Source organism: Mycobacterium kiyosense (assembly GCA_021654635.1).
GTDB classification, from domain to species: Bacteria; Actinomycetota; Actinomycetes; order Mycobacteriales; family Mycobacteriaceae; genus Mycobacterium; species Mycobacterium kiyosense.
Genome location: AP025179.1, coordinates 3,535,032 through 3,550,113, shown reverse-complemented (window position 1 = coordinate 3,550,113; position 15,082 = coordinate 3,535,032). Strand labels below are relative to the sequence as shown.

The window sequence follows — 15,082 nt, the reverse complement described above, 5'->3', positions numbered from 1 at the left end:
GGTTGCCAAGGGTACGGGGCGCGGGTGAATACCGAGTTGCCTTCGGCTGGCGTTTCGCATCACAACGCGGGCGGGCCGGACCCGATGCGATTGCTGTTTTGCGACGCCGATCATTTAGCCTGATTTGCAAGTCACCTACCCCCGACAACTGGGAAAACAGGAGCCGTCGGTGTCCATTGACGTACCCGAGCTGGCGGACCTCGAGGAGGTCCGCGGTCGTTGGCGCAGTGCGGTCGCCGGAGTGCTGGCCAAGAGCACCCGAACCGACCCGGCCGAGTTGGGCGAGGAACCCGAGCACCGGCTGGATACGCCGACCTATGACGGGTTCGTCATCCACCCGCTCTACACGGTGTTCGACGGATTGCCCGAGCCGCCGCTGCCCGGCCACTGGCCGTTCCTGCGGGGCGGCGACCCGACGCGCGACGTCAAGTCCGGCTGGAAGGTCGCCGAGGCGTTCCCGCTGCCGGGCCTGGCCGCCGGGGAGGCAAACTCGGCGCTGCTGGCCGCCCTCGGCGACGGGGTCAGCGCGCTGCTGATCCGGGTGGGGGAGTCCGGGGTGGCGTCCGCCGACCTCGGGACGCTGCTGGACGGCGTGTACCTGAGCATGGTGCCGGTGATCCTGGACGCCGGCGCCGAGTACGTTGCCACCGCCGAGGCGATGCTGACCCTGGTGGACGCCGTGGCGGAGGACCAGCGCGCGACGGTGTCGGTGGACCTGGGTGCCGACCCCCTGACGGCGGTGCTCAGCGACCGCGACGCCCCGAGCGTCGAAGAGGTGATCGCGGTTGCTGGACGCGCTGCCGGCAAACACGGGGTGCGCGCGATCACCGTCGACGGGCCTGCCTTCAACAACTTGGGCGCCACCGCCGCCTGGGAGCTTGCGGCCACCATCGCCGCGGGGGTGGCCTACCTGCGGCTGCTCACCGAATCCGGGCTGTCGGTGTCGGATGCGTTGCGGCAGATCAGTTTCCGGCTTTCCGCCGACGACGACCAGTTCATGACGCTGGCCAAGATGCGCGCCGTGCGGCAGCTGTGGGCGCGTGTTGCCGAGGTGGCCGGCGACCCCGACGGCGGCGCCGCCGTCGTGCACGCCGAGACGTCGCTGCCGATGATGACCCAGCGCGACCCGTGGGTGAACATGCTGCGCACCACGCTGGCGGCGTTCGGCGCCGGGGTGGGCGGCGCCGATACCGTGCTGGTGTACGCGTTCGACGTGGCGATCCCCGGCGGCTGGCCGGGCACGGCCACCAGCTTCGCGCGCCGCATCGCCCGCAACACCCAGCTGCTGCTGCTCGAGGAGTCGCATGTCGGCCGGGTGCTCGATCCTGCCGGCGGATCGTGGTTCGTCGAAGACCTCACCAAGCAGCTGGCCGAACAGGCCTGGCAGCACTTCCAGTCCATCGAGTCGCACGGCGGATTCGCCGAGGCCCGCGACTACCTCAAAGCCCAGCTGGACGAGCTGGCGGCCAGACGCGCCGACGACATCGCACATCGCCGCATCGCCATCACCGGCGTCAACGAGTTCCCCAACCTGGGGGAAGCGCCGCTGCCGCAAGGTGATTCGATGGGCCGCGCCGGGCACGTCATCCGGTACGCGGCCGAGTTCGAGGCGCTGCGGGATCGCTCGGATGTCTATTTCGCCGAGCACCAGGTGCGACCGCAGGTGCTGTTGTTGCCGCTGGGCCCGCTGGCCGAGCACAACATCCGCACCACGTTCGCGTCCAACCTGTTGGCCTCCGGTGGCATCGAGGCGGTCAACCCGGGCACCGTCGACGCCGCGGGTGTCGCCCAGGCGGTCCGATCGGCTGATTCGCTGAAGGTCGCGGTGATCTGCGGCACCGACAAGCGCTACGCCGACGAAGCCTCCGAGGTGGTGGCCGCCGCCCGCGCCGCGGGTCTCGAGCGGGTCTACCTGGCCGGGCCCGAGCAGGCCGTGGCCGACGCCGAAAACCGGCCCGACGACTTCTTGACCATGAAAATCAATGCAGTGCAAGTGCTTTCGGATCTACTGACTCGATTGGGGGCCTAGCATGACGACGACGGTTCCTTCGATAGGGAGTTTCGCCGACGTCCCGCTGAGCGGTGACAAGACTATCGACAAGCCCACCGAAGCCGACGTGAAAGCGCACGTCGAGGCCGCCGCGAAAGCCCACTGGTACACCCCTGACCAACTGGTGTGGGAAACCCCCGAGGGCATCGACGTCAAACCCGTCTACATCGCCGAAGACCGCAACGCCGCCGGCGAGCAGGGCTACCCGCTCAACAGCTTCCCCGGCGAGCCGCCGTTCGTGCGTGGGCCCTATCCGACCATGTACGTCAACCAGCCGTGGACCATCCGGCAGTACGCGGGCTTCTCCACCGCCGCCGAATCGAATGCGTTCTACCGCCGCAACCTGGCCGCCGGCCAGAAGGGCCTGTCGGTGGCCTTCGACCTGGCCACCCACCGCGGCTACGACTCCGACCACCCGCGCGTGCAGGGCGACGTCGGAATGGCCGGTGTGGCAATCGATTCCATCCTGGACATGCGGCAGCTGTTCGACGGGATCGACCTGTCGACGGTGAGCGTGTCGATGACGATGAACGGCGCGGTGCTGCCGATCCTGGCGCTGTACGTGGTGGCCGCCGAGGAGCAGGGGGTGCCCCCGGAGAAGCTGGCCGGCACCATCCAGAACGACATCCTCAAAGAGTTCATGGTACGCAACACCTACATCTATCCGCCCAAGCCGTCCATGCGGATCATTTCCGACATCTTCGCCTACACCAGCGCCAAGATGCCGAAGTTCAACTCGATCTCGATCTCCGGCTACCACATCCAGGAGGCCGGGGCCACAGCCGATTTGGAGCTGGCCTACACCCTGGCCGACGGCGTGGAGTACATCAAGGCGGGCCTGGACGCCGGGCTGGACATCGACAAGTTCGCGCCGCGGCTGTCCTTCTTCTGGGGCATCGGGATGAACTTCTTCATGGAAGTGGCCAAGCTGCGGGCGGGCCGGCTGCTGTGGAGCGAGTTGGTCGCCAAGTTCGACCCCAAGAGCGCGAAATCGCTGTCGCTGCGCACCCATTCGCAGACCTCCGGCTGGTCGCTGACCGCCCAGGACGTGTTCAACAACGTCGCCCGCACCTGCATCGAGGCGATGGCCGCCACCCAGGGCCACACCCAGTCGCTGCACACCAACGCCTTGGACGAGGCGCTGGCGCTGCCCACCGACTTCTCCGCGCGCATCGCGCGTAACACCCAGCTGGTGTTGCAGCAGGAGTCGGGCACCACCCGCCCGATCGACCCGTGGGCGGGCTCGTACTACGTGGAGTGGCTGACCCACCAGCTCGCCCAGAAAGCCCGCGCGCACATCGAGGAGGTCGCCGAGTACGGCGGTATGGCCCAGGCGATCAGCGAGGGCATTCCCAAGCTGCGCATCGAGGAGGCCGCTGCCCGGACCCAGGCGCGCATCGACTCCGGGCAGCAGCCGGTGATCGGGGTGAACAAGTACCAGGTCGAAGAGGACCAAGAGATCGAGGTGCTCAAGGTCGAGAACAGCCGGGTGCGTGCCGAGCAGCTCGCCAAGCTCAAAGAGCTGCGGGCGAATCGGGACACCAAGGCGGTCGAGGCCGCGCTGGCTGAGCTCACCCGCGCCGCTGCCGCACAGGGTCCGGCCGGTGAGGACGGGCTGGGCAATAACCTGATGGCGCTGGCCATCAACGCCGCCCGGCACAAGGCCACCGTCGGCGAGATCTCCGATGCGCTGGAGAAGGTCTACGGACGCCACCAGGCCGAGATCCGCACCATCGCCGGCGTCTACCGCGACGAAGTTGGAAAGGCCCCCAACATCGCTGAAGCCACTGCACTCGTAGAGAAGTTCGCCGAGGCCGACGGCCGCCGGCCCAGGATCCTGATCGCCAAGATGGGCCAGGACGGTCACGACCGCGGCCAGAAGGTGATCGCGACCGCGTTCGCCGACATCGGGTTCGACGTCGACGTCGGGTCGCTGTTCTCCACGCCCGAAGAGGTGGCCCGGCAAGCCGCTGACAACGACGTGCACGTGGTCGGGGTGTCGTCGCTGGCGGCCGGGCATCTGACGCTGGTGCCGGCGCTGCGCGACGCGCTGGCCGAGGTGGGCCGGCCCGACATCATGATCGTGGTCGGCGGGGTGATCCCGCCGGGCGACTTCGACGAGCTGTACCAGGCCGGCGCGGCGGCCATCTATCCGCCGGGGACGGTGATCGCGGACTCGGCGATCGGCTTGCTGCACAAGCTGGCCGAGCGGCTGGGCTACGACCTGGATTAGCGTGCTGGGCCGTACTTGTTGCCCCTTGAGCGTTGACTCTGCGCTGAGGGCGCGCCTTACTCGAACAACTGCGCCGCCGGCGCAGAGTCGATTCCTGGGCAGTGAGTCGGCATGAAGGTCCAGGACCTGGCCGACGCCATCCGCAGCGGCGACCGCGCCGCGCTGCCGCGGGCCATCACCCTGCTCGAGTCCACCCGCGCCGACCACCGGGAGCAGGCGCAACAGCTGCTGTTGGAGCTGCTGCCCGATGCGGGGGCGCTCACCGGGTGGGCATCACCGGGGTGCCGGGGTGGGCAAGTCCACCACCATCGAAGCCCTGGGTATACACGTGATCGAGCAGGGGCACAAGCTGGCCGTGCTGGCGGTCGACCCGTCCTCGACGCGTACCGGTGGCTCGATCCTGGGCGACAAGACCCGGATGGCGAAGCTGGCCACGCACCCCGACGCCTACATCCGGCCGTCCCCCACGTCGGGGACCTTGGGGGGTGTAGCAAAGGCCACTCGGGAGACCGTTGTGCTGTTGGAGGCCGCGGGCTTCGACGTGATCCTGATCGAAACGGTGGGGGTGGGGCAGTCCGAGGTGTCGGTGGCCAACATGGTCGACACGTTCGTGCTGCTGACCCTGGCGCGCACCGGGGATCAGTTGCAGGGCATCAAGAAGGGCGTGCTGGAGCTGGCCGACATCGTGGTGGTCAATAAGGCCGACGGGGCGCACCTCAAGGACGCCAAGCTGGCCGCCCGCGAGCTGTCCGGGGCGTTGCGGCTGATCTATCCACGCGAAACACTTTGGCGGCCACCGGTTTTGACGATGAGCGCGGTCGAGGGGACCGGCTTGACCGAACTGTGGGAGACGATCGAGAAGCACCGCAAGGTGCTCACCGAGGCCGGGCAGTTCGAGGCGCGCCGCCACGATCAGCAGGTCGACTGGACCTGGCAGATGGTGCGTGACGCGGTGCTGGACCGGTTGATGTCCAACCCGCAGGTCCGCAAGGCCCGCCGGGACGTCGAGCGTCAGGTGCGTGAGGGCGAGCTGACCCCGGCCCTAGCCGCCCAGCAAATACTTGAGATCGCGACGACTTAACAGATCGGTAAATATGTCGGGGTTTGCCGGTGAGCGCTTAGACCGTTGAAGTAAATTCGATCTGTGACGGTAGACATCGGAGTCGATCGCCGCGCTGTTCCTCCTCACGATGCCCCCGACGCAGGGCATGGTGTGTTCGGCGCCGCGGACTCGCAATTCAGTTGCGTCGTTCGTTTTTTCTCCAGCATGTTCCCCTACCACCGCTTCGGCGGCGGGGCTTTGTCGGTCTATCTGGACGGACAGCCGGTCGTGGACGTCTGGAAGGGCTGGGCGGACCGGGACGGGCAGGTGCCGTGGACGGAGAACACCGCCCCGATGGTGTTCTCGGCGACCAAAGGCATGGCCGCCACGGTGATCCACCGGCTGGCCGACCGCGGTCTGATCGACTACGACGCCCCGGTCGCCGAGTACTGGCACGCCTTCGGCGCCAACGGCAAGGCGAACATGACCGTCCGCGAGGTGATGAAGCACACCGCGGGCCTGTCCGGGCTGCGCGGCGCCGACCAGGTGACCGTGCTCAACCACGTCGCGATGGAAGAGCGGCTGGCGGCAGCCTCCCCGGGTCGTCTACTCGGCAAGCCCGCCTATCATGCGCTGACGTTCGGCTGGCTGATGTCGGGACTGGCCCGGGCGGTCACCGGCAAGGACATGCGGGTGCTGTTCCGCGAGGAACTCGCCGAACCGCTGAACTCCGACGGCTTCCACCTGGGCCGGCCGCCGGCCGAGTCGCCCACCAAGGTGGCCGAGATCATCATGCCGCAGGACATCGCGGCCAATCCGCTGTTCACCTATGCGGTGCAGAAAGTCGCCAACAATTTCTCCGGTGGGTATCGCTCCATGTACTTCCCGGGAGTCATTGCCGCGGTGCAGGGTGACAACGCCATGCTGGACGCCGAGATCCCGGCGGCCAACGGCGTGGTGACGGCCCGCGCGCTGGCCCGGATGTACGGCGCGATCGCCAACGGGGGAGAGGTCGACGGCACCCGGTTCCTGTCCCGACGATTGGTCGCGGGCCTGACCGGTGAACGCGTCATGGCGCGTGACCACAACATCTTCATGCCGATGGCGTTCCACCTGGGCTATCACGCGCTGCCGTTCGGCAATGTGATGCCCGGGTTCGGCCACGTGGGCCTGGGCGGTTCGGTCGGCTGGAGTGACCCGGAGACTGGGTTGGCGATCGGGGTGGTGCACAACCGCCTGCTCACGCCGCTGGTGCTGACCGATCACGCCGCCTTCGTCGGGCTCTACAAGCTGGCGCGCCAGGCTGCGGCCAAGGCGCGTAAGCGTGGGTACCGGCCGGTGCACGGACTTGGGGCGCCGTATTTTGAGCCGGGGGCCGCTGCGGGATAAGTCCCGCGGACTACCAATCTTCTCGGCGGAAGCCAACTTTGATGGTGACCTGGTAGTGGGCGACGACGCCCGCTACCAGCTTCCACGAATGGGCGCGCCTCGGGCCAGTCTCGGTTGCGCATGGTGTTGGTCGCGCGGGCGATCCTTCGACCAGGCGAGTGATTTGCCGCCAACGGCGAGACGAATCTCGTACGCTTGGTCGCGGCACCCGGATGGATGTGGGCGACTAATCTCGCCTCGACTGATTGAGAAGCGCTGTGCTGCACAGAAGAAGCAACCGGGTGTAAGGCAGGTGGTGGCTAAGGGGGCATAGCGCGGTGGAGCGTGAGAGTTCGACGCCGGATGCTGCAGAGGAGCTTTCGGAAGTGCAGCAAGTCGCGCCGACTTCATTCGGCGATGAGCACCACGCCGGAGCGGAATCGGCGGATGCGGCGGACCCGCGTCCAACCCGGTTCGGATTACTGGCCGCGCTTGCATGCTTCGTCCTGGGCGCAAAATTAATCGTTATCTCATCTCTCGGTTCGCCCGTGCCTATAGTCGACCAGTGGGATGGCGAAGCAGCGATTATCTACGCGCCCTATCTAAGGGGCACGCTTTCGTTTGCTGACTTGATTGCTCCGCACAACGAGCACCGAATCTTTTTAACCCGGCTGCTTGTGCTCGCGCATTTGGAATTAGCCGGAGAGTGGAATCCGCGCCTCGAAATGATTCTAGATGCAGTTCTTCATACTGCCGCAATCACCTTGCTCGCAGCACTGCTAATACCACTCGTCGCGGTGCGGCGCAGAATTTTGTTTGTTGGCTTCGTTGCCGTTGTGTTTGCGAGCATGGGAGGCTACGAAAACGTCCTTTGGGGCTTCCAGTCCCAGATATATTTTGTGGTGCTATTTGGGATACTGGCCTTATGGGCGTTCGCTAGTGCGAGAGCCTTCTCGCTGCGTTGGTATTGCGGTCTGGCTGCCGCACTTCTCGGGTTCCTGTCCTTCGCGGCAAGCGTGAGCGGCATTGTCGCTGCTGGTGCCGTAGTGGGAGTGCAGTTGTCCGTAGGTGCTCGAAAGCGCGGTGGGCGCGAGTACGCAGGGCTCGCCGCTATCCTGCTGGTGTGCGCTGCGATGGCTCTCTCAACAGCGACCTATTCCCATGCGCTTAGCACGCCAAAGACTTTCTTTCTGGGATTATTGCTCCTCGTAGCGGAACTGATCATGGGATTGATCCCAGCGGTATGGTTCTGCCGGTACGTGGCCGCACGCCGCCTAGCAATGACGGACCGAGCATGGCTCGTATTGGGAATAACCGTGTGGGTAACGGTTCAGGCTGTGCTGCTCGCTTATGGCCGCGGGATAAATATCGCGCCACGTTACATGGACATTCTGCTACTTATTTATCCGGCGGCACTGATTGCGGTCTTTTGTTTCGCAGAGCGGGGCCGTGTAGGGAAGTTCGGCGCAAATGCGGTAAGATATGCTACGGCGTGGGTGTTCAGCCTTGTATTCATCTTCGCAGTGGGCGGCTACCTATTCGAGCTCGGCGCTATCGACTGGAGCCGGGCTGCCGCCCAACAGGTCACAAATATTAAGTCGTTCTTCGCCACAGGGAACGTGGCCGACCTAACGAAACGGCGCCCAGGACATTCATTCGATCTCATCCATCCCAACCCAGGATTGGTCGCCGATCAGCTTCGGGATCCTGATATCAGGGCGATTCTGCCACCCGAACTGCGCCCATCCGACGCAGACAATGCGGCTGAGTACAAGCGGATGTGGCTTCGCGGTAAGTTCGCCGGCGTGACGACCTCCGGGGTACGCGTCATGCTCCTGATCGGTCCTGTGTTGCTGGGATTGGGGCTCGGATTGTTCTTCGCCGCTGGGGCACGTGGGACTTTCACGGGATCGAAATCTGCGGCCCCCTCGCCAACACCGTCCGCTGAGCTGGCGAACCGGCAGTGTGAGCGCGTGGGGACAGCCCAGAGCGGGGGAGTACGCGGGTGACTCGGCCCTTAGAGCTTCTTCGGATTTGGAAGTCCAAAGCAAAACATTATGCGGCGGTGATCGTCGGCCAACCGGCGCGGACTCTTCTGCTCGGCACCGTGCTCGTCGTGACGGCGGTTTCGGCTGTGTTCGGATTCGTTCTAACTCAGTACTTTTCGGTCGACGTCATGTCGTCGTTGGTTTTCGTGCCGGACGATTGCTACCTCGACTGGAGCACAAAAGTTGGACGGCATTGCTTCAGCGACTACACGATGGTGGTGGACCTAGGGCTGCAGGCCAATCCGTGGGACCGCTATCCCGTGCACCTCCGGTCGGGCCTGACGTACGCGTACAACAACTATCCCGCGGCTGGAATGCTGCCGCAGCTAATCTTCGGAATTCTGGGTAAATGGCTGGGCGCAGAACGGCTTTCGTTGATCGGTTACCAGCTCGCCCTGACGATCGCCACTCTGTGCCCGGCGGTGTGGGCGGCGCGGGGCGCACGAGGTCTTGAGCGGATCGTGGTTTTCCTCGCATGCAGTGTTGCCGCTATTCCGGTTTGGATGGTGATCGACCGAGGCAATTCGGCGGGGTTCGCAGTGCCGGCCATGTTGGTCTACTTAGTGGCGCTGTGTCGGCGACGATGGGGTCTGGTTGCGGTGATGGTCATCGTGGCTGCGCTGGTGAAGCCCCAGTTCGCGATGTTATGCGTTGCGCTGTTCGCGGCCCGTCAATGGCGGTGGGGACCATCGGGGCGGGTGGTGTCGTGCTGTCCAACCTGGCCGCTTACCTACTGTGGTCGCGCAACTTCCCACAAACAATCCCGCAATCGATCCACAACAGCTTCGCCTACGGTAACGGCTCCTATAAGGCACTTCTTGCGACGTCGAACGTGTCATTTGGCAAGGCGCTGCTCCTTGTGCCCGACGGTCTCAAGACGCTTCAGACGGGCTTGATGCCGCCGGACGGCTACCTGGCAGGCCCACGATCAGTTCTGGGCTACGCCGTGCTGGCAGCCGTGGTCGTTTCGGTTCTGTTTCTGGGGCGGCGAATTCCCCCGGTGATGGCAGGTGTTTTGCTATTGGCCGCGGCGAGTCTCGCCCCAGCGTTGAGCCAGCCCTACTACCTTGTCTTCGTACTGCCGGTCGCCGCGGTGATGCTGCGGGCTCCCGACGGACTGCCCTCAACCGGAATCTTTGAGCAGTTCGCGGCCGCCGGTGATCCGCGCCGGGCGCTCGGTGCTTGTGTGAGCCTCGCCGTCGCACTGTGTATAGCGCAAATCCCACTGCCCGGCCCGCCAGTCCAGGCCGGTGACATAACGGGACAATTCGGGGTGACCGGAACGACAGGCAGGTCCATTGTTTCCACGACCGTATCTCTTGGACCGCTCCTGTGGCTGGGCATCTGTGTAGTGGTGATTGTCTCCTACGCGCGACGGCCGACCTCGTTGACAGGTGTCGCCACGCGACGACTAGGTGACGCGATCGAAGCCAGGGATGCGTTCCAAGCTAATAAGTCAGTTTTCCTCCCAACCGCCAACTAATCTGGAAAGCTTTCCTGCGATAGGAAGACCAAGCACGCAGGCCCGTCGTTCGCGGATGGTGCGCGTCGGGCCTGAAGTTGCCGAATTGCCGTCGTCGTCGGAGCTGATCAGAGCCTCGTGGGCAAAGTCGGCACTGGGCTGACGGATAGGCGGCTAGCTGGGCTGCGCCGGCCCGGCAGTGGCGTTGTCGGGTAAGGGGGAAAGGCGTTGAAACAGCGGGTAGAGGCATTAGAAGAGCCGATTTCGGCCGTCGAAGATCCGTTCGAGAACGCAGTCCGCGTGGAAGAGGATGTTCTCGCGACAGAGGACGTCCCCGCAATCAAGGGGTCTGCTGCACGATCAGGTGACAGTTTCGGTCACGCGGCCTGACTGGCCGGTGTGGTCATGATTGCTTCGAATTCGATCGGGGTCAACCGCCCGAGGCCGGACTGGCGGCGGCGCCGGTGGTAGGTGCGCTCGATCCAGGTGACGATCGCGATGCGGAGTTGTTCTCGGGTGTCCCAGCGGCGGCGGTCGAGCACGTTCTTCTGCAGCAGGCTAAAGAAGCTCTCGATGGCGGCGTTGTCGCCGGCGGCTCCGACACGGCCCATAGAGCCGACCATCTCGTGTTGATTCAAGGCGTGTACGAATTTCCTTGACCGGAACTGAGATCCGCGATCCGAGTGCAGAATGCACCCCGCGACATCTCCGCGTCGGGCTACCGCGCTGTGTAGTGCCCGGATGGCCAGTTGTGACTTCATTCGGGAGTCGATGCTGTAGCCGACGATCCGGTTGGAGAACACGTCCTTAATCGCACAGAGGTAGAGCTTGCCCTCACCGGTGCGGTGCTCAGTGATGTCACTGAGCCACAACTGATTTGGCCCTTCAGCGGTGAAGTCACGCTCGACAAGATCGTCGTGCACCGGCGGCCCGACTTTGCCGTTCTTGCCGCGTTTCTTACCAAACACGCTCCACAGTCGATTCTGCGAGCAGATCCGCCATGCGGTGCGCTCGGCCATCGGCTCGCCGGCATCGCGCGCCTCCTCCACGAGGTAGCGGTAGCCGAACTCCGGATCGTCTGCGTGCGCGTCGAACAGCGCATTGGCGCGGTAGGCCTCGATGAGTTCGGCCTCGGTGATGGGGTCGGCCAGCCAGCGGTAATACGGTTGGCGGGAGAGCTTGAGTACCCGGCACGTCACCGCGACGGGGATCCCGTCGGCGGCGAGCTCTTTCACGAGCGGGTAGACCCTTTTCCCGGCAGATTGGCCTGCGATAAATACGCTGCGGCCCGGCGCAGCACCTCGTTCTCTTGCTCTAGCAGTTTGATCCGCCGTCGGGCTTCGCGCAGCTCACCGGACTCGCTGGCGCTCTTGCCGGGCTTGGTGCCTTCGTCGATGTCGGCCTGACGGAGCCATTTCTGCAGCGTCATCGGGTGCACTCCGAAATCGGTGGCGATCTGCTCGATCGTTACACCGTCATCGCGGTTGCGAGCGACCCGGACGACGTCGTCGCGGAACTCGCGGGGGTAGGGCCTTGCCATGGGGACATCCTTCCAGCCCGCCCATGCTGGGCAAGCCAACTCAGATGTCACCTATTCGTGCAGCAGACCCAAGCAACAGCCTGATCGGATTGCTAACCAGAGCAACCTATATCAAAATATTTGAACCATCCCGCGTTTGATGCGCACCTCCTTCCTTGGGAAGGTGCATGTCATGCCGAGCAAGTACGACCGGGACACGCGGGCGAAGGCGGTTCGTCTTGTGCTGGACCATCGCGATGACTATCCGAGCGAGTGGGCAGCGATCACCGCGGTGTCCAAGCGGTTGGGGATGACCGCTGAGACGTTGCGTCACTGGATCCGTCAGCACCAGATCGACGAAGGTGATCGCGACGGTGTATCCAGCTCCGCGGCTGCAGAGATCCGCGCCCTCAAGCGACGTAACGCTGAGCTGGAGCAGACGATCGAAATCCTGAAGGCGGCAACAACTTTCTTCGTGCGGGAGAGCGACCCGCGCAACCGCCGCTGACCGCTACGGTCTGCCAGTTCATCGCCGAGAACAGGAACCGTTTTGGGGTCGCTCCGATCTGCCGCGTGCTCACCGAGCATGGGGTGCCGATCGCCCCGCGAACATTCCACGCCTGGGCCACGCGGGCGCCGTCGAAGCGGGCCCTGTGGGACGCCACGATCACCGAGATCCTGGCCGGCTACTACGAGCCCGACGAACACGGCCGCCGCAAGCCGGAGTCGCTGTACGGGTCGTTGAAGATGTGGGCCCATCTGCAACGCGAAGGCATCCCAGTGGCCAAGTCCACCGTGGAGCGGCTGATGCGCAAAAACGGCTGGCAGGGCGTTCGGCGGAGCAAGACGGTCCGCACCACCGTCGCCGACCCGAATGCGGTGCGCCCGCCGGATCTGGTCGACCGCCAGTTCGGCGTGGGCGCCCCCAACCTGCTGCTGGTGGCCGACTTCACCTACGTCAGGCTCATCACCGGGATGTTCGTCTACGTCGCGTTCGTCATCGACGCCTACGCCGGGGCCATCGTGGGCTGGGAAGCCTCGGGTTCCAAGCACACCCGCTTCGTCGAATCGGCGATCCGCCAGGCCGCCGCACTGCGTGCACGGCAGGGCCATCCCATCGAGGACGGCATCCATCACAGCGACGCAGGCAGTCAATATACAAGTGTGAGATTCGGTGAGACACTGACTCTTTCGGGATTACGTCCCTCGGTCGGCAGCGTCGGCGATGCCTACGATAACGCGTTGGCCGAGACCACCATCGGGCTCTACAAGAACGAGTGCATCCGGGCGGATTCGCCGTTTCGCCGCGGCCCGCTGAACGCCCTGGGCGATGTCGAGTACATCACCGCCGACTACGTCGCCTGGTACAACCAGCAGCGCCTCATGCACCGCCTCGGGCGCATCCCACCGGCCGAAGCCGAAGCCCGCTACTATTCCGAACTCGTGACCGACCAACCGGCCGGCTCACAGAACCCCGAGGGTGCATGAAACTCGGGACGGTTCATATTTCCTTCGCCTTCTGCGTCTTGTTCGGGCTCGCCATGATCGCGAACACTCACGCCGCTAGCGACGGAGTTTGGTATTGGTACAGCGTTTTTTTTGCCGCCGGCAAACACCTCTATTCCGATATGCATCTGGTGTTGCAGCCGGTCTACGTACTCGAAACCAGCGCCTTCATGGCCGTGCTCGGCAAGGGATGGCTGGTCTCGAAGATCCCGGCGGTACTTCATTTGGTGGCGTACTGCCTGGCGCTTCGCTTGCTGATGCGGCGAACGAGCCTTTCAGACGCCGGCAAGGGGATCGTGCTCGCCTGCGCTTTCTTTGTCACCGTTTCCTTCGAGGCATACCGCTTCGACGACTACCACGTCCTTGCCGACTGCTTTGTCCTGTATTCCCTGCTAGCGCTGCTGGCCTTGCAAAAAGCGTCGAGCGCCGTCCGTGCCCAGGGTATGGTGGCGTTACTTGGCGCGCTATCCGGCCTGGCGCTGACCACCCGGCCCAACGACGGTGCTGCGCTGATCGTTGCTGTGGTACTTGGCATCATGTGCCTGGCACCCGCGAGGAAACTCTTGTCCTTACTCGCCTACGGCGTCGCGACGGGCTTGACCGTCCAGATCGTCGTGGCCCTTACCGGGGATTCCTTGCATGACTACGTCACGTCGACGCTTCTGAATGCTGCCGGCAATAAAGGCGGCACGTTGGACATTTTGTTGCACCCTCTGCGGCTTCCCTGGAGCAGGGTTGTATGGCTGTGTCATGGATTTCAGAGCTCAGTAGCGGCGGGGTGCGCCTTTTTTTGCGCTAATCTGGGTTTTTTGCGCTGCGCCCGCTGGGCCGCAAACATGGCTGGAAGCGGATCGTTTTCGCCGCGGTTGGCCTCGCAATGATGATCGACTGGGCTTACGCACTGTATGTGACTTTAATTAGAGACAATGTTGCATTGGTAATTATCTACAGCCCGCTCGTAATTTTGGCATACGGGCTGTGCTTATGGGTGGGTTGGAAGTTTATCCTGTGGCTACTGGGCTCGCCCCGCGTCCGCGATTGGGATACCCGCGAGATCCTCATTTTCATACCGCTCGGACAATTGGCTTCGGCATCGATGTCCTCAGGTGAATCACATTTTGACCTTTATTCGCCGGTGGCGGTGTTGATTGTAGTGTTGGCTATTTGCTCGCCCATCCACGTCAAGAAGCAATGGATAAGAGAATTTCTGTACGCTTCCGCTGTTCTGCTGATTTGTTCCACAGTTGTCTACCGATTTCATGATCCCTGCCACTGGCATACGTATTCGGAAAAGCCCATGTTCAGCGGTCGAACTGTGTATCACCACCCCGACTATGGCCCAATGGTAATCAGCACCGAGCTATTGCATATGATTAAGCCAGTCTGTGAGACGATCGAAGAAAAGGGCCCGGACAATGATCTGTTGTCCATTCCGTTGCCTTATGCAAACTATTTCTGCGCCATACCGCCGTGGAATAATGCGGTCCAGACATTTTTCGACATATCCTGTGAGCAAACCATTCAAAATTTGATTACTGAGCTGCGAAATTCGCCGCCGAAGTGGATCTTCCTCCAGCGGGAGCTCAAAATCCTTCGCTTGCACGAGGTGGTATACAACCATGGCAACCCACTGCCGCATCGGTTGCTAAACGACATGATCGAGCAGAAGATCAACGATGGTGCGTGGAAAGTCGTTTATACGAGCGACTTTGGCAACAGCGTTAAGTGGGACAATAAATGGTTGCTGATCCAAACCCGGTAGTCCGTCGGAAGCACCACCGTTTTCCCGCCCCCGAGCTTGCTGGCCTCGTCCGGTGGCGCGCCGGACGAGCCGGATTGGTCTGACCGGGGCGT

The 15,082-nt window shown here is 63.6% G+C and carries 9 protein-coding genes and 1 pseudogene; 9 read left to right on the top strand and 1 reads right to left on the bottom strand.

Features of this window, described 5'->3' with window-relative positions:
* Nucleotides 1-169 precede the first annotated feature (169 nt).
* The 6 genes and pseudogenes from mutA (at nucleotide 170) to L6444_RS16525 (ending at nucleotide 10,224) form a co-directional block, all read left to right on the top strand.
* Entirely contained in the window at nucleotides 170-2,029 is a 1,860-nt protein-coding gene (mutA, locus tag L6444_RS16550; protein ID WP_236975680.1) for a methylmalonyl-CoA mutase small subunit, read from the top strand.
* 1 nt (nucleotide 2,030) lies between these two features.
* Nucleotides 2,031-4,283 (top strand): methylmalonyl-CoA mutase, encoded by a 2,253-nt coding sequence (gene scpA / locus L6444_RS16545; RefSeq protein WP_236975678.1) that lies wholly within the window; start codon nucleotides 2,031-2,033, stop codon nucleotides 4,281-4,283.
* A 111-nt stretch (nucleotides 4,284-4,394) separates the two neighbouring features.
* Nucleotides 4,395-5,375, top strand: a pseudogene (meaB, locus tag L6444_RS16540) (methylmalonyl Co-A mutase-associated GTPase MeaB).
* Nucleotides 5,376-5,427: 52 nt separating this feature from the next.
* The gene (gene lipL, locus L6444_RS16535; RefSeq protein ID WP_236975671.1) at nucleotides 5,428-6,714 is read left to right on the top strand and encodes an esterase/beta-lactamase LipL; all 1,287 of its coding nucleotides are present in this window, start codon (nucleotides 5,428-5,430) and stop codon (nucleotides 6,712-6,714) included.
* 317 nt (nucleotides 6,715-7,031) lie between these two features.
* Complete coding sequence (locus L6444_RS16530) at nucleotides 7,032-8,702, top strand: hypothetical protein (RefSeq protein WP_236975668.1); 1,671 nt, start codon at nucleotides 7,032-7,034, stop codon at nucleotides 8,700-8,702.
* A 745-nt stretch (nucleotides 8,703-9,447) separates the two neighbouring features.
* On the top strand, nucleotides 9,448-10,224 hold the full coding sequence (locus L6444_RS16525) for a hypothetical protein (protein WP_236975666.1): 777 nt from the start codon (nucleotides 9,448-9,450) through the stop codon (nucleotides 10,222-10,224).
* 356 nt (nucleotides 10,225-10,580) lie between these two features.
* Here the strand turns inward: L6444_RS16525 and L6444_RS16520 are convergent.
* A protein-coding gene (locus tag L6444_RS16520; RefSeq protein ID WP_142283724.1) for an IS3 family transposase occupies nucleotides 10,581-11,743 on the bottom strand; the annotation gives its coding sequence in 2 pieces (ribosomal slippage) (nucleotides 10,581-11,456 and nucleotides 11,459-11,743; 1,161 coding nt in all).
* A 172-nt stretch (nucleotides 11,744-11,915) separates the two neighbouring features.
* Here L6444_RS16520 and L6444_RS16515 point away from each other — a divergent pair.
* The 3 genes from L6444_RS16515 (at nucleotide 11,916) to L6444_RS16505 (ending at nucleotide 14,990) form a co-directional block, all read left to right on the top strand.
* Nucleotides 11,916-13,210, top strand: a protein-coding gene (locus L6444_RS16515) for an IS3 family transposase (protein ID WP_236975664.1) whose coding sequence is annotated in 2 segments (ribosomal slippage) — nucleotides 11,916-12,189 and nucleotides 12,189-13,210 — 1,296 coding nt in all. Because the reading frame shifts where the segments join, the coding sequence is not laid out codon by codon here.
* Nucleotides 13,207-14,109: a hypothetical protein gene (locus L6444_RS16510; RefSeq protein ID WP_236975662.1), complete on the top strand. Its 903-nt coding sequence runs from the start codon at nucleotides 13,207-13,209 to the stop codon at nucleotides 14,107-14,109. Before L6444_RS16515 ends, L6444_RS16510 begins: the two co-directional genes overlap by 4 nt.
* Nucleotides 14,106-14,990, top strand: a complete 885-nt coding sequence (locus L6444_RS16505) for a hypothetical protein (protein WP_236975660.1) — start codon at nucleotides 14,106-14,108, stop codon at nucleotides 14,988-14,990. Before L6444_RS16510 ends, L6444_RS16505 begins: the two co-directional genes overlap by 4 nt.
* Nucleotides 14,991-15,082: the final 92 nt, after the last annotated feature.